This is a genomic window from Citrobacter sp. MGH100, assembly GCF_001034465.1.
Lineage (GTDB): Bacteria > Pseudomonadota > Gammaproteobacteria > Enterobacterales > Enterobacteriaceae > Citrobacter > Citrobacter youngae.
On the sequence record NZ_KQ089800.1, the window covers coordinates 1616050 to 1633741 of the forward strand.

At 48.5% G+C, this 17692-nt stretch carries 16 protein-coding genes, 1 pseudogene and 1 other annotated feature; of the genes and pseudogenes, 9 read left to right on the top strand and 8 right to left on the bottom strand.

Features of this window, described 5'->3' with window-relative positions; all coding sequences use genetic code 11:
• Positions 1-26 precede the first annotated feature (26 nt).
• Positions 27-1011, bottom strand: a pseudogene (locus SK32_RS07740) (LysR substrate-binding domain-containing protein).
• A gap of 41 nt (positions 1012-1052) precedes the next feature.
• Positions 1053-1877, bottom strand: a complete 825-nt coding sequence (locus tag SK32_RS07745) for an SDR family oxidoreductase (protein WP_048212016.1) — start codon at positions 1875-1877, stop codon at positions 1053-1055.
• A gap of 174 nt (positions 1878-2051) precedes the next feature.
• Between SK32_RS07745 and hisL the strand changes: the two genes are divergently transcribed.
• The 9 genes from hisL (at position 2052) to hisIE (ending at position 9375) form a co-directional block, all read left to right on the top strand.
• Complete coding sequence (gene hisL / locus SK32_RS26005) at positions 2052-2099, top strand: his operon leader peptide (protein ID WP_101741515.1); 48 nt, start codon at positions 2052-2054, stop codon at positions 2097-2099.
• Positions 2075-2197: a sequence feature (His leader region), on the top strand. It overlaps the preceding gene by 25 nt.
• A 45-nt stretch (positions 2198-2242) precedes the next feature.
• On the top strand, positions 2243-3142 hold the full coding sequence (gene hisG, locus SK32_RS07750) for an ATP phosphoribosyltransferase (RefSeq protein WP_005128078.1): 900 nt from the start codon (positions 2243-2245) through the stop codon (positions 3140-3142).
• A 98-nt stretch (positions 3143-3240) separates the two neighbouring features.
• Entirely contained in the window at positions 3241-4545 is a 1305-nt protein-coding gene (gene hisD, locus SK32_RS07755; protein WP_048212017.1) for a histidinol dehydrogenase, read from the top strand.
• On the top strand, positions 4542-5621 hold the full coding sequence (gene hisC, locus SK32_RS07760; RefSeq protein ID WP_048212018.1) for a histidinol-phosphate transaminase: 1080 nt from the start codon (positions 4542-4544) through the stop codon (positions 5619-5621). Before hisD ends, hisC begins: the two co-directional genes overlap by 4 nt.
• Entirely contained in the window at positions 5618-6685 is a 1068-nt protein-coding gene (gene hisB / locus SK32_RS07765; protein ID WP_048212019.1) for a bifunctional histidinol-phosphatase/imidazoleglycerol-phosphate dehydratase HisB, read from the top strand. Before hisC ends, hisB begins: the two co-directional genes overlap by 4 nt.
• The gene (hisH, locus tag SK32_RS07770) at positions 6685-7275 is read left to right on the top strand and encodes an imidazole glycerol phosphate synthase subunit HisH (protein ID WP_048212020.1); all 591 of its coding nucleotides are present in this window, start codon (positions 6685-6687) and stop codon (positions 7273-7275) included. Before hisB ends, hisH begins: the two co-directional genes overlap by 1 nt.
• Positions 7275-8012 carry a 1-(5-phosphoribosyl)-5-[(5-phosphoribosylamino)methylideneamino]imidazole-4-carboxamide isomerase gene (gene hisA, locus SK32_RS07775; protein WP_048212021.1) on the top strand — a complete coding sequence of 246 codons (738 nt, stop codon included), beginning with the start codon at positions 7275-7277 and terminating at the stop codon, positions 8010-8012. The genes hisH and hisA overlap by 1 nt, the downstream gene beginning before the upstream one ends.
• Positions 7994-8770: an imidazole glycerol phosphate synthase subunit HisF gene (hisF, locus tag SK32_RS07780; protein ID WP_048212022.1), complete on the top strand. Its 777-nt coding sequence runs from the start codon at positions 7994-7996 to the stop codon at positions 8768-8770. The genes hisA and hisF overlap by 19 nt, the downstream gene beginning before the upstream one ends.
• Positions 8764-9375, top strand: coding sequence for a bifunctional phosphoribosyl-AMP cyclohydrolase/phosphoribosyl-ATP diphosphatase HisIE (gene hisIE / locus SK32_RS07785; protein ID WP_048212023.1), 612 nt, complete (start codon positions 8764-8766; stop codon positions 9373-9375). Before hisF ends, hisIE begins: the two co-directional genes overlap by 7 nt.
• Positions 9376-9422: 47 nt before the next feature.
• On the opposite strand, the gene ugd is transcribed toward hisIE, so the two are convergent.
• The 6 genes from ugd to wcaM form a co-directional block, all read right to left on the bottom strand.
• The gene (ugd, locus tag SK32_RS07790; protein WP_048212024.1) at positions 9423-10589 is read right to left on the bottom strand and encodes a UDP-glucose 6-dehydrogenase; all 1167 of its coding nucleotides are present in this window, start codon (positions 10587-10589) and stop codon (positions 9423-9425) included.
• Between the two features lie 235 nt (positions 10590-10824).
• Positions 10825-12231 carry an NADP-dependent phosphogluconate dehydrogenase gene (gene gndA / locus SK32_RS07795; RefSeq protein ID WP_040231903.1) on the bottom strand — a complete coding sequence of 469 codons (1407 nt, stop codon included), beginning with the start codon at positions 12229-12231 and terminating at the stop codon, positions 10825-10827.
• A gap of 209 nt (positions 12232-12440) precedes the next feature.
• The gene (locus SK32_RS07800) at positions 12441-13598 is read right to left on the bottom strand and encodes a glycosyltransferase family 4 protein (protein ID WP_048212025.1); all 1158 of its coding nucleotides are present in this window, start codon (positions 13596-13598) and stop codon (positions 12441-12443) included.
• A 237-nt stretch (positions 13599-13835) separates the two neighbouring features.
• Positions 13836-14855: a UDP-glucose 4-epimerase GalE gene (galE, locus tag SK32_RS07805; RefSeq protein WP_048212026.1), complete on the bottom strand. Its 1020-nt coding sequence runs from the start codon at positions 14853-14855 to the stop codon at positions 13836-13838.
• A 385-nt stretch (positions 14856-15240) separates the two neighbouring features.
• Entirely contained in the window at positions 15241-16134 is an 894-nt protein-coding gene (galF, locus tag SK32_RS07810) for a UTP--glucose-1-phosphate uridylyltransferase GalF (protein ID WP_048212027.1), read from the bottom strand.
• 165 nt (positions 16135-16299) lie between these two features.
• Complete coding sequence (gene wcaM / locus SK32_RS07815) at positions 16300-17688, bottom strand: colanic acid biosynthesis protein WcaM (RefSeq protein WP_048212028.1); 1389 nt, start codon at positions 17686-17688, stop codon at positions 16300-16302.
• Positions 17689-17692 lie beyond the last annotated feature (4 nt).

Below are 17692 nucleotides of genomic sequence, written 5' to 3' on the forward strand. Positions count from 1 at the left end.
ATTTTTTGCAAGCGGCGCATTGTGCACTAAATTAGGGCGAAATGACAAGAGAATGAGAGCCTTGTCAAAAAATATTTTTTTCTAACCGATTGATTTATCGACAACCGTTTTTACATAGACACCCGCGATAGCACTATTTGCTAAAATTTCATCCCGCCACCATGCACTGGCTAATCCCGCGGTCTGCTCGTTCCAGCCAATCCACACGGGTTCAAACAGAATCTGCGCGACAACTTTCTTCTCAATCAGGGCCCCGCTGTCCAGAAATCGTTGTGCCAGATAGCGCGGAATATAACCACACCCCAAACCACTTATCTGCAGTTCCAGTTTGGTTTTGAAGTCAAAAACGGTGATGGCTTCCTGATCGTCAAGTAGCTGAGAAGCCGATACGTTCGCGGGATGCACATTATCGCCGACCACAATGGCGCGAAAACGTTTGATCGATCTACGACTCAACGGTTCCGGTTCCTGCGCCAGTGGATGATGGGGGGCAACAACAAAAACCTGTTCAAGCACACCCAGACGCGCAAAACCAAAGTCACTCGCTGTGGGTGGGTCACGCATGGCACCCACAATGATATCGGCCCGGCCCTGAATCAGGGCATCCCAGGAGCCGCCCAATACGCCATTGATAAATTTAAGACGCGTCACGCTGTGGTGTTGATAGAAAGATTCGATAAGCGGGGCAAGAAGCGAAAAGGGAAAGGTATCGTCTACGCCGATAACCAGTTCATTCTCCCATCCTTCATGCAGTTTGATGGCCTGCTTTTCGAGTTCGCGCACGGTATGTAATACCTCGCGTCCCTTTTCCAGCAGCATCTGTCCGGTACGGGTAAATTTGGCCCGGTGTCCACTGCGATCCAACAACTGAATATTGAGATCGCTTTCCAGTTTGTGGACGGTATAACTCAGCGCTGACGGCGTCTTAAACAATTTTGCGGACGCCGCCGCGAAACTCCCCTCTTTCTCTAACGCATCAAGAATGATCAGAACATCCAGCAGTGGTTTCATACTCGCCCCCTGGCGGTATACAGCGACACTCTGCTGATCTGTCACTCCATCGGCATCACCAGCGGATCGGGATACTGGTACTCAAACCCAAGCTCATTGCAAATTCGGTTGCCATCAATGACTTTACCTTTACCGTTATCCACTCCGTCCCGGAAATCCGGTGGTTCCATCCCCAACAGGCGAGCCATCTGAGGGTAGAACACATTGCGTGCCGGATGCATAGGCGCACATATATTATAGATGTGTCCCCCTTTAGGCGCTTGTAGCAGCAACGTGATAGCAGAAACCACGTCATCCAGATGCACCAGATTGACGCCATGCTGTCCATCAGGTGCTGTTTTACCCGCAAAAAAGCGACCGGGATGTCTGCCCGGTCCCACAAGGCCCGCCAGGCGCAGAATATCCACCGACGTTCCCGGCAGATTGTGCAGCCAGTCTTCAAGTTCTTTCAGGGCACGACCGCTCGCCGTGACCGGATTGCGTGGTGTGCCCTCTTTTACTGTCCCCTGCACATCACCATAAACTGAGGTAGAGCTGGTAAAAATAATCCGTGGAATACGATACGCCAGCGCACTGTCGACCAGTTCCTGCATTGCCTGCAAGTAAAACGACTCACCCGGGCCACTACGGCGTGCAGGCAGGGTGATGACCAGCGCATCCGCATCCATTAGCGCATCGAGATCGTCAGGTTCACAGACCAGTTCAGGCTCCAGGCGCAACGAGTAGCTTTCAATACCGCTCATTCGGGCCGCTTCCACCCCATCCAATGTGGTTTTGCTGCCGGTAACCTGCCAGCCCCTGGCCGCCAGAGACATGGCTAATGGCATGCCTAACCAACCTAATCCGACAATTGCGACCTTTTTCATGCCTTTTCTCCTGACTTTTGGCCTATAACCCAAGGCTACGCCAGCCCACGGTGGCTGACAATTCATAGTATCAATATGAAATGAATTAATGATCAAAAAAAGCCCTTGCTTTCCGTGGCTAAAGTGGTTTAGGTTAAAAGACATCAAATGAATAAGCATTCATCGAGAAAATTTATGACACGCGCTCAATTTAATCACCATCATCACCATCATCCTGACTAGTCTTTCAGGCGATGTGTGCTGGGAGACATTTAAATCTTCCAGTGGTGCATGAGCGTATGAGAAAGCCCCCGGAAGATTTCTTCCGGGGGCTTTTTTTTGTGCGTGACCCAAACCGATTCAGACAGGATAACGAGGAATAGAGAATGTTAGACAACACCCGCTTACGCATAGCTATGCAGAAATCAGGCCGTTTAAGCGATGACTCACGTGAATTGCTGGCCCGCTGTGGTATTAAAATTAATCTTCACACCCAGCGCCTGATTGCGATGGCAGAAAATATGCCAATCGATATTCTGCGCGTACGCGATGACGATATCCCGGGTCTGGTCATGGATGGCGTCGTTGATCTCGGCATCATCGGTGAAAACGTGCTGGAAGAAGAACTGCTCAACCGCCGCGCACAGGGTGAAGATCCTCGTTACTTTACGTTACGTCGTCTGGACTTCGGCGGCTGTCGTCTTTCGCTGGCGACCCCAGTAGACGAAGCCTGGGACGGTCCGTCGGCACTGAACGGCAAACGCATCGCCACCTCTTATCCGCACCTGCTCAAACGCTATCTCGACCAGAAAGGAGTGTCGTTCAAATCCTGTTTGTTAAACGGCTCTGTCGAAGTTGCTCCCCGTGCAGGACTTGCTGATGCAATCTGCGATCTGGTCTCTACCGGTGCAACGCTTGAAGCCAACGGCCTGCGTGAAGTGGAAGTCATTTACCGCTCCAAAGCCTGTCTGATTCAGCGTGACGGAGAAATGGCCGATGCTAAGCAACAACTGATCGATAAGCTGCTGACCCGTATTCAGGGGGTTATTCAGGCGCGCGAATCTAAATACATCATGATGCACGCGCCAAGTGAACGTCTGGACGACGTTATCGCCTTGCTGCCAGGCGCTGAACGCCCAACGATTTTGCCACTGGCCGGCGATCAGCAGCGCGTGGCAATGCACATGGTTAGCAGCGAAACCCTGTTCTGGGAAACGATGGAAAAACTGAAAGCGCTTGGCGCCAGCTCCATCCTGGTGCTGCCTATTGAGAAGATGATGGAGTAATTCCACTTATGCTGCCCGGTAGCGCTTCGCTAGCCGGGCCTACAAGACCCGTAGGCCGGATAAACAACGTGCCATCCGGCAAAAAAAGGAAGACGATTATGAGCTTTAATACCATCATCGACTGGAATAGCTGTACTGAAGAGCAGCAAAGTGAATTACTGATGCGCCCGGCAATCTCGGCGTCAGATAGCATCACCCGTACCGTGAGCGAAATTCTGCATAACGTAAAGTCGCGCGGTGACGCAGCGCTACGTGAATACAGCGCAAAGTTTGATAAAACTAACGTGAGTGCGCTGAAAGTCAGCGCTGAAGAGATTGCCGCCGCCGGCGCACGTCTTGGCAATGACCTGAAACAGGCCATGGCAGTCGCCGTGAAAAACATCGAAACGTTTCATAACGCGCAACAACTGCCGGTAGTCGATATTGAAACGCAGCCCGGTGTACGCTGCCAGCAGGTTACCCGCCCGGTAAATTCTGTTGGACTGTACATTCCCGGGGGCTCCGCGCCACTCTTCTCAACAGTGTTAATGCTCGCCACCCCGGCCCGCATTGCAGGCTGTAAAAAAGTGGTGTTGTGCTCTCCCCCACCCATCGCCGATGAAATTCTGTATGCCGCACAACTCTGCGGCGTACAGGAGGTGTTTAACGTTGGGGGCGCACAAGCTATTGCCGCGCTGGCATTTGGCAGTGAATCCGTGCCGAAAGTGGACAAAATTTTTGGCCCCGGTAATGCCTTTGTGACCGAAGCCAAACGTCAGGTGAGTCAGCGTCTGGACGGTGCCGCCATCGATATGCCAGCAGGTCCGTCTGAAGTGCTGGTGATTGCCGACAGCGGCGCCACGCCGGATTTCGTTGCCTCTGACTTACTCTCGCAGGCCGAACACGGCCCCGATTCCCAAGTGATCCTGCTGACGCCGGATGCCGGTATGGCCAGCCGGGTTGCTGAAGCAGTAGAACGCCAGCTTGCAGCGCTGCCACGCGCTGAAACCGCGCGGCAGGCGTTAAGCGCCAGTCGTCTGATTGTCACCCGCTCCCTTGCGCAATGCGTAGCAATTTCTAATGCGTACGGCCCGGAGCACCTGATCATTCAGACCCGCAATGCTCGCGAACTTGTCGATGACATCACCAGTGCGGGCTCTGTCTTTCTCGGTGACTGGTCACCGGAATCTGCCGGTGACTATGCCTCCGGGACTAACCACGTGCTGCCTACCTACGGCTATACCGCAACCAGCTCAAGTCTTGGACTGGCCGATTTCCAGAAGCGGATGACCGTACAGGAATTATCGCCGCAAGGTTTCTCTGCCCTGGCCGCAACCATCGAAACGCTGGCCGCAGCAGAACGACTGACAGCCCACAAAAATGCCGTTACCCTGCGCGTTAACGCCCTGAAGGAGCAAGCATGAGCACTGACAACATTCTCAGCGTTACTGATTTAGCTCGTAAAAATGTCCGTGAGCTAACACCGTATCAGTCTGCCCGCCGTCTGGGCGGAAATGGCGACGTCTGGCTCAATGCCAATGAGTTCCCCACCGCCGTTGAATTCCAGCTAACTCAGCAAACACTGAACCGTTATCCGGAGTGCCAGCCGAAGGCGGTGATCGAGAACTACGCACAGTATGCGGGCGTTAAGCCAGAGCAGGTACTGGTCAGCCGCGGTGCTGATGAAGGTATCGAGTTGCTGGTACGTGCTTTTTGCGAGCCGGGTAAAGATGCGATTCTCTACTGCCCGCCGACCTATGGTATGTATAGCGTCAGTGCGGAAACCATTGGCGTTGAATGTCGCACCGTGCCGACTCTTGCCGACTGGCAACTGGATTTACAGGGCATCGCTGACAAGCTTGATGGCGTGAAAGTGGTTTACGTTTGCAGCCCCAATAACCCGACGGGCCAGTTAATTAACCCGCAGGATCTGCGTTCACTGCTCGACATGACGCAGGGCAAAGCCATCGTGGTCGCCGATGAAGCGTATATCGAGTTTTGCCCGCAGGCCACACTGGCGGGTTGGCTATCGGAATACCCAAACCTGGTGGTACTGCGCACCCTGTCTAAGGCGTTTGCCCTTGCCGGTTTGCGCTGCGGATTTACGCTAGCTAATGAAGATGTCATCAACCTGTTGTTGAAAGTGATCGCGCCTTATCCACTCTCTACGCCGGTGGCAGATATCGCCGCCCAGGCCCTGACGCCGCAAGGGATTTCCGCCATGCGCCAACGCGTAGAACAGATCCTGGAAGAACGTCAGTATCTGGTGGAAAACCTGAAAACAATTCGCTGTGTAGAGCAGGTTTTCGAGTCTGAAACCAACTATGTTCTGGCGCGCTTCACCGCATCAAGTAGCGTATTTAAATCTTTGTGGGATCAGGGCATTATCTTACGAGATCAGAATAAACAACCTTCGTTAAGCGGCTGCCTGCGAATTACTGTCGGAACCCGTGAAGAGAGCCAGCGCGTCATTGACGCCTTACGTGCGGAGCAAGTATGAGCCAGAAGTATCTTTTTATTGACCGTGATGGAACCCTGATTTCCGAGCCGCCCAGTGACTTTCAGGTTGATCGCTTCGACAAACTTGCCTTTGAGCCGGAGGTTGTCCCGGTCTTGCTAAAACTACAAAAAGCTGGTTTTAAGCTGGTGATGATCACCAACCAGGATGGACTGGGAACACAGAGCTTCCCGCAGGCGGATTTTGACGGTCCACACAACCTGATGATGCAAGTTTTCACCTCGCAGGGCGTCATATTTGATGAAGTGCTGATCTGTCCGCACCTGCCGGCAGACGCGTGTGATTGTCGTAAACCCAAAGTGAAGCTGGTCGAGCAATACCTGATTGAACAGGCGCTGGATACCGAGAACAGCTACGTGATCGGCGATCGCGTAACCGATATTCAACTGGCGGAAAACATGGGCATCACCGGGTTACGCTATCACCGCGATACGCTGAACTGGGCAATGATCGGTGAGCAACTAACCAAACGAGATCGTTACGCCCACGTTGAGCGTAATACCAAAGAAACGCAGATTGACGTTAAAGTCTGGCTGGACCGCGAAGGCCGCAGCAAAATTAATACCGGCGTCGGCTTCTTTGACCACATGCTGGATCAAATCTCGACCCACGGTGGTTTTCGTATGGAAATAGCCGTCAAAGGCGATCTGTATATTGACGATCACCACACCGTTGAGGATACAGGGCTGGCTCTGGGCGAAGCCTTAAAACTGGCGTTGGGCGATAAACGCGGCATCAACCGTTTTGGTTTTGTGCTGCCGATGGACGAGTGCCTGGCACGCTGCGCCCTGGATATCTCCGGGCGTCCACACCTGGAGTACCGGGCTGAGTTTACCTACCAGCGCGTCGGCGATCTGAGTACGGAGATGATCGAACACTTCTTCCGTTCGCTCTCTTACACCATGGGCGTCACGTTACACCTTAAAACCAAAGGTAAAAATGACCACCACCGCGTGGAAAGTCTGTTCAAAGCCTTTGGCCGCACGCTGCGCCAGGCTATTCGCGTAGAAGGCGACACGCTTCCTTCTTCAAAAGGGGTGCTGTGATGAACGTGGTGATCCTCGACACCGGCTGTGCCAACCTGAACTCGGTGAAATCCGCCGTCGCACGCCACGGCTACGATCCGGTAGTTAGCCGCGATGCGGATGTTGTGCTGCGCGCCGATAAACTGTTTCTGCCGGGTGTCGGTACCGCCCAGGCGGCAATGGATCAGCTACACGAGCGTGAGCTGATTGAACTGATCAAAGCCTGCACACAGCCTGTACTGGGGATTTGCTTAGGTATGCAGCTGCTTGGTCGACGCAGTGAAGAAAGTAACGGTGTCTCCCTGCTGGGGATTGTTGATCAAGACGTACCCAAAATGACCGATTTTGGTCTGCCGTTGCCGCATATGGGCTGGAACCGTGTCTATCCACAGGCCGGAAACCGCCTTTTCCAGGGCATTGAGGATGGGGCGTATTTCTATTTTGTACACAGCTACGCCATGCCGGTGAACCCATGGACTATTGCGCAATGCAACTACGGTGAGCCCTTCACCGCAGCGGTACAAAAAGATAATTTCTTTGGCGTGCAGTTCCACCCGGAGCGTTCAGGTGCCGCTGGCGCGAAGTTGCTGAAAAACTTTCTGGAGATGTAATGATTATTCCGGCATTAGATTTAATCGACGGCACGGTTGTGCGTCTTCATCAGGGCGATTACGCAACGCAGCGTGATTACGGTAACGATCCCCTGACCCGTTTACAAAGCTATGCCGCACAAGGCGCAAAGGTGTTGCACCTGGTGGATCTGACCGGGGCAAAAGATCCGCAGAAACGGCAAATACCGCTGATTAAAACACTGGTTGCTGGCGTAAACGTACCGGTGCAGGTAGGGGGTGGAGTACGTACCGAAGCAGATATTGAAGCGCTGCTTAACGCTGGCGTCGCCCGCGTAGTGGTGGGTTCGACTGCGGTAAAATATCCCGAAGTCGTCAGGAACTGGTTTGCCCGTTTTGGTGCCGACGCGCTGGTTCTGGCTCTGGATGTGCGGATTGACGAGCACGGAAATAAACAGGTTGCAGTTAGCGGCTGGCAGGAAAATTCCGGGGTTTCACTGGAAGAACTGGTTGAGACCTATTTACCCGTCGGTCTGAAGCACGTGCTATGCACCGATATCTCCCGCGACGGCACGCTGGCGGGTTCAAACGTTGCACTGTACGAAGAAGTGTGTGCGAAATATCCGCAGGTGGCATTTCAGTCATCCGGCGGGATTGGTGGGATTGAAGATGTCGCAGCCCTGCGCGGAACCGGCGTTGGCGGCGTCATTGTGGGTCGTGCTTTGCTGGAAGGTAAATTCACCGTTGAGGAGGCCATCCAATGCTGGCAAAACGCATAATCCCTTGCCTTGATGTTCGTGACGGACAGGTTGTCAAAGGTGTTCAATTCCGCAATCACGAGATTATTGGCGATATCGTTCCGCTGGCGAAACGCTATGCCGATGAAGGCGCAGATGAGCTGGTTTTTTACGATATCACCGCATCGAGCGATGGTCGCGTGGTGGACAAAAGCTGGGTATCACGCGTGGCAGAAGTGATCGACATTCCGTTCTGTGTCGCCGGTGGGATTAAATCACCAGAGGATGCCGCAAAGATACTGTCTTTCGGCGCAGATAAAATTTCTATCAACTCCCCGGCTCTGGCTGACCCAACGTTGATCACCCGCCTGGCGGATCGCTTTGGCGTGCAGTGTATCGTGGTGGGCATTGATACGTGGTATGACGCAGAAACCGGCAAATATCACGTTAACCAATATACCGGGGATGAAAGCCGTACCCGCGTCACGCAGTGGGAAACGATCGACTGGGTAACAGAGGTGCAAAAACTGGGCGCCGGTGAAATCGTTCTTAATATGATGAACCAGGACGGCGTGCGTAACGGCTACGATCTCGAGCAGTTGAAAAAAGTGCGCGAAGTTTGCCACGTTCCGCTGATCGCCTCAGGCGGTGCCGGAACGATGGAGCACTTTCTCGAAGCCTTCAGGGATGCGGATGTCGATGGCGCGCTTGCCGCCTCGGTCTTCCACAAGCAAATTATCAATATTGGCGAATTAAAAGCGTACCTGGCAACACAGGGCGTGGAGATCAGGATATGTTAACGAAGCAACAATGCCGCGAGCTGGACTGGGAAAAAACCGATGGGATGATGCCGGTCGTCGTGCAGCATGCAGTTTCCGGTGAGGTGCTGATGCTCGGGTATATGAACCCGGAAGCGCTGGATAAAACGATCGAAAGCGGCAAAGTGACCTTTTTCTCGCGTACTAAACAACGCCTGTGGACCAAAGGTGAAACCTCTGGCAACTTTCTTAATGTCGTCAGCATTTCCGCTGATTGCGACAACGACACCCTGCTGGCGCTGGTTAACCCTATTGGGCCAACCTGTCACAAAGGCACCAGCAGTTGTTTTGGTGAGTCCAGCCACCAATGGTTGTTCCTGTATCAACTGGAGCAACTCCTGGCTGAGCGTAAAACGGCAGATCCCGCCAGCTCCTATACCGCAAAATTGTACGCCAGCGGTACGAAGCGAATTGCCCAGAAAGTTGGAGAGGAAGGTGTTGAGACAGCACTGGCCGCGACAGTGCATGACCGTTTCGAGTTGACCAATGAGGCATCGGATCTGATGTATCACCTGCTGGTTCTGCTGCAGGACCAGGATCTCGATCTGACGACAGTGATTGAGAATTTACGCAAGCGCCATCAGTAATAGACTGATACCGGCATGATGCCGGTATCAATTATTTCGCCGAGCGTTTAATCGTTACCGAATAAATCGCGGGTATACACTTTATCAGCGACATCCTGCAGTTCTTCTGCCATGCGGTTAGAGATAATCACATCGGCCTCACGTTTAAATTTAGCCAGATCACGCTCAACCCGTGAATGGAAGAAACTCTCTTCTGCTATTACCGGTTCATAAATTATGACCGGGATACCTTTCGCTTTAATGCGTTTCATGATGCCCTGAATAGACGATGCCCTGAAATTATCCGAGCCGCTTTTCATAATCAGGCGATAGATACCGACAACTTTGGGTTTACGCGAAAGAATGGCATCAGCAATAAAATCTTTTCGTGTGCGGTTAGCATCAACGATGGCTGAAATAATATTATTAGGTACAGATTGATAGTTGGCAAGTAATTGCTTCGTGTCTTTTGGCAGACAATATCCACCATAACCGAATGAAGGATTGTTGTAATGGTTACCAATACGCGGGTCCAGACAAACCCCTTCGATGATCTGTCGTGCATTAAGCCCCAGGCTTTCTGCATAGCTATCAAGTTCGTTAAAATAAGCAACACGCATTGCCAGATAGGTATTTGCAAAAAGCTTAATGGCTTCAGCTTCAGTAGAATCAGTGAACAGCACCGGGATATCCTGCTTTATCGCCCCTTCCTGTAATAAGGCAGCAAAACGCTCAGCACGAGCAGATCGTTCGCCGATGACAATTCGTGAAGGGTATAAGTTATCATACAGTGCCTTCCCTTCGCGCAGGAACTCAGGAGAAAAGATAATATTATCCGAGTTAAATTTCTGTCGCATAGTCTGCGTAAAACCAACAGGTACTGTTGATTTAATCACCATGAGTGCATCAGGATTTATTGCAATCACATCTCTGATAACTGATTCAACGCTGGAGGTATCAAAATAGTTTGTTTTCGGGTCGTAATCTGTAGGCGTTGCAATAATAACAAAATCTGCATTCTGGTAGGCGTCGTACTTGTCCAGCGTGGCTTTAAAATTTATATCGCTTGATTGTAGATACTGTTCAATTTCTTTATCGACTATCGGAGACATCCGATTATTTAGCATCTCGACACGTGAAGGGACAATGTCCAGAGCAATGACCTGATGATGTTGGGCGATAAGAAGACCATTTGACAGGCCAACATATCCGGTACCAGAAATGGTAATTTTCATTTCATGCTCTCAGTATTAACTTAATATTTAATCATGATGTTGGACATCCTGATAAGAGAATAATGTTTTAACGTTTTGTTGAATATTGTGTCAACGAAGGTTAAAACAATTCAGATTTTCTTTATCAGGGTACGCCAGAAATATTAAGTAAAGATTAAGCAATCAACGCAAATCAATCAGATTTAAGATAAAAAAAAGCCCGGTTAGAGAACCGGGCCAGTGACTATCAGAAGACTTATTCCATCCATTCGGTATGGAAAACACCTTCTTTATCAGTACGTTTGTAGGTATGCGCACCGAAGTAATCACGCTGAGCCTGAATCAGGTTAGCGGGCAATACTTCTGCACGATAACTGTCGTAATAAGCGACAGCAGCAGAGAATGTCGGTACCGGGATACCATTCTGCACGGCATACGCTACAACATCACGCAGTGCCTGTTGATATTCATCGGCAATGTTCTTGAAGTACGGGTCGAGCAACAGGTTCGCGATACCCGGATTTTTAGCGTAGGCATCGGTGATTTTCTGCAGGAACTGCGCGCGAATAATACAGCCCGCACGGAAGATTTTTGCAATCTCGCCGTAATTCAGATCCCAGTTATGCTCGTCCGATGCGGCACGCAGCTGTGAGAAGCCCTGAGCATAAGAAACGATCTTACCGAGGTACAGTGCACGACGTACTTTCTCAATAAATTCTGCCTTATCACCCGCAAGCTGAGCTTTAGGTCCAGACAGGACTTTAGAGGCAGCGACACGCTGATCTTTCAGCGAAGAGATGTAACGTGCAAACACAGATTCAGTGATCAGAGACAGCGGTTCACCAAGATCCAGAGAGCTTTGACTGGTCCATTTACCGGTACCTTTGTTCGCCGCTTCATCCAGAATGAAATCCACCAGATATTTACCATCTTCATCTTTTTTGGTGAAGATATCTTTGGTGATGTCGATCAGATAGCTGCTCAGCTCACCGTTATTCCACTCGGTAAAGGTGCTGGCCAGTTCTTCGTTGCTCAGGTTCAGACCCCCTTTCAACAATGAATAGGCTTCGGCAATCAGTTGCATATCACCGTATTCAATGCCGTTGTGTACCATCTTCACATAGTGGCCTGCACCGTCGGCACCAATGTACGTCACACACGGCTCACCATCTTCAGCAACCGCTGCGATTTTGGTCAGGATTGGCGCGACCAGTTCATAAGCTTCTTTCTGGCCACCCGGCATGATGGATGGGCCTTTCAGCGCACCTTCTTCACCACCAGAGACGCCGGTTCCGATGAAGTTAAAACCTTCAGCGGAGAGCTCACGGTTACGACGGATAGTGTCCTGGAAGAACGTATTACCGCCATCAATGATGATGTCACCTTTATCCAGATAAGGTTTCAGGGAGTCGATAGCAGCATCAGTGCCAGCACCCGCTTTCACCATTAACAGGATACGACGAGGTGTTTCAAGGGATTCAACAAACTCTTTTACCGTATAGTAAGGAACCAGTTTTTTCCCCGGATTCTCGGCGATAACCTCTTCCGTTTTTTCACGTGAGCGGTTGAAAACGGACACGGTGTAACCACGGCTTTCGATGTTGAGCGCCAGGTTGCGCCCCATCACAGCCATACCAACGACGCCGATTTGTTGCTTAGACATTATGTACTCCTGTCAGGTGTGAGTATCTCGAGTTAATTTTCTCGCACTCTTGATGAAAGTATATTAACTCAAATGTAGCATTGTTCAGTAAACTGTCACAGCCCCATATTTACCTCAGTATGTCTCTTATATAAGAGCTACTTGCCAGGAATGAATTGGGGAATTGTTGGAGTTAACATATGTATTCAATTTTGCCATCCTGGAATATATTATTCTTTCTCGGGCGTTTTCAAGCATTCAATTTCCAGCTGGAGTATCTTCATCAACTTAGCATTTACTATGCTCGAATCAAATTTTTGTTGGGCAATTTGATAACTTGCATTTCCCATCTGGGGAATCAACTCAGGGTTATATAAAAAGCAAAGCATTTTTTCAGCCAATGCTACTGGTGACCGAGGCTCAATTAAAAAACCATTAACACCATCAACTACGGTCTCCCGACACCCAGGTACGTCGCTGGTTATTACAGCACGTCCCATGGCCATCGCTTCCTGAGTACTGCGAGGAAAACCCTCACGCCATGAAGGCAAAACAAAAACACTCGCTTTAGCGAGCCAATCCTGAACATTATCCACATGACCAGGTAACTCAATGATGTTATTACTTTTTAATTCATTGAGCCTTTCTATCGTGAGGCTACCAGGATTATGCAGATCAAGACTTCCCAGCATACAAAATTGTGTTTGTGGAAACTGATGTTTGACTATCCTTGCTGCTTCTATAAATTCGTAGACACCTTTTTCTTGTAAAAATCTGGCAACAAATATAAAAGAGACTGGATCAACTGGCGGAGGACAATACGGATAATCCGACATATTTAAACCAATGCCGCCTAATACATGAACGTCTTTGACATAAATATTTTCATTTACTAAAAGATCTCTTTTATCATCGACATTCAATAACACTAAACTATCAATATGTTTAAAACTAATTTTGTATAACGAAACAAGTAATTTCTTTAGTAATTTTTTGCGAACAGAGACATGCCCTCCAGAATTGGTAAAAAAGAAACCAAGACCTTCAAGCATTGCATAACGTTTCTGTATTTTTGCAAACTTTGCTGCCAGCGTACCAAAAATGGCTGGCTTTGAAAAATATGAAAACACTAAATCCAAATTTAATGATTTCAGAGTTTTATATAACTTGTAAGTATTAACAACATCGGTAAATGGATTTAAACCAGTACGACTAAAAGAATAACAAACAGGAATAGCGCCAAATGATTTCACTTTTTCTTTAGTGCTATTATCATAGTCAATTGCAAATGCATAGACCACATGCCCATTCTTACACAATGAATTAATCAGTTCTTTTCTGAATTGGATTAGACTTTCTGCTGTAGTACCGATTAATGCTATTTTCATAGTCAAGTTCTAAACTCTATTTCTGCATGTACTTTCAGATAATATCCTATCAGGAAATTATTTTAAGTTAGAATTTTACAAACAACACTATCCTATATGTAATAGTTATTTATTGTAATGACCTAAAAGACTGGTTTTATCAAAATAACAACGAGACAATCGTCGCAACTCACTCAGGAGGGCAATAGTAATCAAATTAAAACGGGGGTAATAAGACACAGTTTCATGATTTTAGATCTATCCTGCCTTATAACCATTAGGATTTTTCTTTTGCCAGTTCCATGTATGATACATCATATCATCAATGTTAAATCTAGCTTTCCAGTTTAATATTTTCTCTGCTTTTGAAACATCAGCCCATGAAGCTGCGATGTCGCCAGGTCTCCTGACTACAATCTCATAATTTATTTTTAGGTTACTTGCTTTTTCAAATGCTTTAATGACTTGTAAAACTGATACACCTTGTCCAGTTCCAAGATTGAATACTTCATATCCTTCAACATGATCAAGATGGCGTAATGCACTTACGTGTCCAGCGGCAAGGTCTACAACATGGATAAAATCCCGAACTCCCGTACCATCCACTGTGTCATAATCACCGCCGTAGACGAACAATTTTTCTAACTTACCAATTGCAACCTGCGAAATATACGGCACAAGATTATTTGGGATGCCATTAGGATCCTCACCAATCAAACCACTTGGATGTGCACCAGCGGGATTAAAATATCGTAACGCAATAATTTTTAATTTATTATTTGATTTTGCATAATCTGATAATATCTCCTCTAGCACCACCTTTGTCGTTCCATATGGACAAGATGCACTACCAACAGGAGAATCTTCCAGATTTGGTACTGGCGAACAATTTCCATAAACAGTTGCAGACGAGCTAAAGATAAACTTGTAAACGTTCGCTTCCTTCATCGCCTCAAGTAACGCAAGTGAACCGCTGACATTATTAATATAATACTCTAATGGTTTATCAACAGACTCGCCTACTGACTTCTGCCCCGCAAAATGAAGAACAGCCTCAATATTATAGCTCGTTAGGATTTTTTTGAGCTCATCTTTATCATTGATGTCTGCTTTGACGAATGGAATATTTTTTGAAACTAATAACTCAACGCGACGAAGCGATTCAATAGATGAATTGCTCAGATTGTCGAGCACCACAACTTCATACCCGCCCTCAATTAACTGTAAAACAGTATGTGAGCCAATATAACCTGTACCACCAGTCACGAGTAGAGTCATGCCATTTCCATAAAATGAATTTATTTCATTCTAACTGCAAATCTATTTGTTTAAATATGTACGTGTTCTTGTCAACTATTGTCAGAATAAACGAACCTACTTCAACACAATTACCTGCATGTTTTTTAAACACGCTACCGCCCTAGGCTCAACAGCTACCAATGCACTGCACGCTTAAATTTTGGAGATCCTGAACAGCAGGATCTCCTCAATATTGTCGTATTAATTGTAGAAAGAAACAAGGAAAAAAGATGCGGTTAAACACCAATCGATACTTGTTGTTACTCATAAAAAAGCCAAGAGAAGCATCAACCAGCTAAGATATCACCCAGAATCTTCCATGCTTTTTAAAACAACTAAACCTAATTAATATCGACCAAGACAGCTAAACACCAAGCAATTTCTCGATGCTCTTACGGAACTTCGGTCCCTCTTTCAGGTTACGCAGCCCGTACTTCACAAATGCCTGCATATAACCCATTTTTTTACCGCAGTCGTAACTGTCGCCCGTCATCAACATGGCATCAACAGACTGTTTTTTCGCCATCTCAGCAATGGCATCCGTAAGCTGGATACGTCCCCATGCGCCGGGTTGCGTGCGCTCAATTTCCGCCCAAATATCAGCAGAAAGCACATAGCGCCCTACAGCCATCAGGTCTGAATCAAGGGTTTGCGGCTGATCGGGTTTTTCAATGAATTCAACGATGCGGCTGACTTTACCTTCGTTATCTAAAGGCTCTTTGGTCTGAATAACGGAATACTCGGAAAGATCGCCTGCCATACGTTTTGCCAGCACCTGACTACGCCCGGTCTCATTAAAGCGGGCCACCATTGCAGCCAGGTTGTAGCGCAGTGGATCCGCACTCGCCGTATCCAGAACGACGTCAGGTAACACCACCACAAAAGGGTTGTCGCCGATAATTGGGCGGGCACAAAGAATAGAGTGCCCCAGACCAAGCAATTGTGCCTGACGAACGTTCATGATAGTCACGCCAGGAGGGCAGATGGACTGCACTTCAGCCAGTAACTGGCGCTTAACACGCTGTTCAAGCAGCGATTCAAGTTCATAAGAGGTGTCGAAGTGGTTCTCAACCGCGTTCTTAGACGCATGTGTTACCAGAACGATTTCTTTGATACCTGCAGCTACAATCTCGTCGACAATGTATTGAATCATCGGCTTATCAACGATCGGTAGCATCTCTTTTGGGATGGCCTTTGTGGCAGGCAACATGTGCATCCCGAGGCCCGCTACCGGAATAACTGCTTTTAAATTAATCATTAAGTCATTCACCTATTCAATAATTGCTGAATTATAGCTTTTTAGCTTGTTTTAGCCAGTATGAATTACATCACTCTGTTGGGACGCATGTTACGCCGCTTGCTGGCAGAATGCAGTAATCATATTCTTAGCCGGGTAGGTTTTTAGCCAGGAATGGTCGTAAAATTACCAGCCCGGTAATCGAAAATTCACTGCCGCGACATTCACGACCTGCTGGTTTACGCTGTCAATATCAACCGAGCTTTGTCCTGCTTCATTAACTGCATGAACGTTGGCCAGCGAGAGCAAGGTATCCTGTTTGGCCATAAACTTACCGCGGACATCTTTGCGCAGATCAAAGTGCATCTTTAGCGCTGGCCCTGTAGTGGATTGCTGCATCACCTTGATATTTCGCAAGAAAAGATGCTGAGGTTTGTTGTGCAGCTCCAGCGTCGCGCGCTTCATCTCAACGTTGGTAATGGCCACAAATGAAGTTGCATTCCCTGAGGAAATCTGAATACCACGTAATTTATAATCGAGATGTGTGTTATCCAGTTGAATATTATTTAACTTAAAGTTTTGTGGGATGGACAAATATCGTCCTTTGATCACACCGTAACCAATCAGCATCCCTGCGCTATTTTTCATATTGATATTATCAATGACGAAATTATCACATCCATAAATAGCGACTGTAGCATTATCGATACCCGCTTTCTTGCTGAAATCCGGGGTGATATTTCGCGCGGTAATATTACGAATGATAAAATGTTTGCCGTTCTCGACATGGACTAACTGCCGACAATCCGAGCCCGTTATATTGGCAACCACAAATCTTTTCACCGCCAGTTCGTCTGGATAGGTGTTGTCGTACGTACTACCTGCCAGCCCAATACCGATACCCCAGTTAACATTTCCGTTCGTACAATTGATGCGTTCTATAACATGGTCTGAAATCACGATGTCACTGTCGTTTATCGCGACATTCCACTCGATGGCGTCACCCTGTAAATCACTAAAGCGGCTGTTGGTTATCCGTACCCCATCCATCTGGTTATGAAACCCCTGTCGCAGGATCCCGTAATTCGCATCAGTGACGGTAATGTCGTCAATGGTGAGGTTACGCATCGCTCGCGGCGTTTTCCCCCCGATATAAATTTGTGCCACAGGGGCGAAACCGCTCATGGCTATGCCTTTTATCACACAGTCGGATCCCCGAATATCAAGGGTAATATTTCGCAAGCGCCCCCCCTGCTCCCCTGTCACGCGACAGCCATCCTGCAGAATAAAGCGCCCACGACTGCTGCTACTGACCCCGCCTTGCAGATGCAACGTTTTACCAGGCGGGATCCCGATCGCGGTATTGATATTCCTGCACTCCAGACCAGCAGGCACGACAACGGTTTGCGCCTCTGAAAACGCCTGCCTGAAGGAAGCCACCCAATCCTGTGGATTGTAATCCTGAATGTTGACGCTGCCCGGTGATTCAAGCGCTCGGGCAACGGGAGAATGCAGTACGACAAGCGCAGAGCCTGCCGTCAGAAAAGTACGTCGGGAGAGTTTTTTCTCTGGCATACAA

Coding starts and splice junctions, on each gene's coding strand:
- SK32_RS07745 (WP_048212016.1), bottom strand. CDS start 1,877: ATGAAAAAGGTCGCAATTGTCGGATTAGGTTGGTTAGGCATGCCATTA.
- hisG (WP_005128078.1), top strand. CDS start 2,243: ATGTTAGACAACACCCGCTTACGCATAGCTATGCAGAAATCAGGCCGT.
- hisD (WP_048212017.1), top strand. CDS start 3,241: ATGAGCTTTAATACCATCATCGACTGGAATAGCTGTACTGAAGAGCAG.
- hisC (WP_048212018.1), top strand. CDS start 4,542: ATGAGCACTGACAACATTCTCAGCGTTACTGATTTAGCTCGTAAAAAT.
- hisB (WP_048212019.1), top strand. CDS start 5,618: ATGAGCCAGAAGTATCTTTTTATTGACCGTGATGGAACCCTGATTTCC.
- hisH (WP_048212020.1), top strand. CDS start 6,685: ATGAACGTGGTGATCCTCGACACCGGCTGTGCCAACCTGAACTCGGTG.
- hisA (WP_048212021.1), top strand. CDS start 7,275: ATGATTATTCCGGCATTAGATTTAATCGACGGCACGGTTGTGCGTCTT.
- hisF (WP_048212022.1), top strand. CDS start 7,994: ATGCTGGCAAAACGCATAATCCCTTGCCTTGATGTTCGTGACGGACAG.
- hisIE (WP_048212023.1), top strand. CDS start 8,764: ATGTTAACGAAGCAACAATGCCGCGAGCTGGACTGGGAAAAAACCGAT.
- ugd (WP_048212024.1), bottom strand. CDS start 10,589: ATGAAAATTACCATTTCTGGTACCGGATATGTTGGCCTGTCAAATGGT.
- gndA (WP_040231903.1), bottom strand. CDS start 12,231: ATGTCTAAGCAACAAATCGGCGTCGTTGGTATGGCTGTGATGGGGCGC.
- SK32_RS07800 (WP_048212025.1), bottom strand. CDS start 13,598: ATGAAAATAGCATTAATCGGTACTACAGCAGAAAGTCTAATCCAATTC.
- galE (WP_048212026.1), bottom strand. CDS start 14,855: ATGACTCTACTCGTGACTGGTGGTACAGGTTATATTGGCTCACATACT.
- galF (WP_048212027.1), bottom strand. CDS start 16,134: ATGATTAATTTAAAAGCAGTTATTCCGGTAGCGGGCCTCGGGATGCAC.
- wcaM (WP_048212028.1), bottom strand. CDS start 17,688: ATGCCAGAGAAAAAACTCTCCCGACGTACTTTTCTGACGGCAGGCTCT.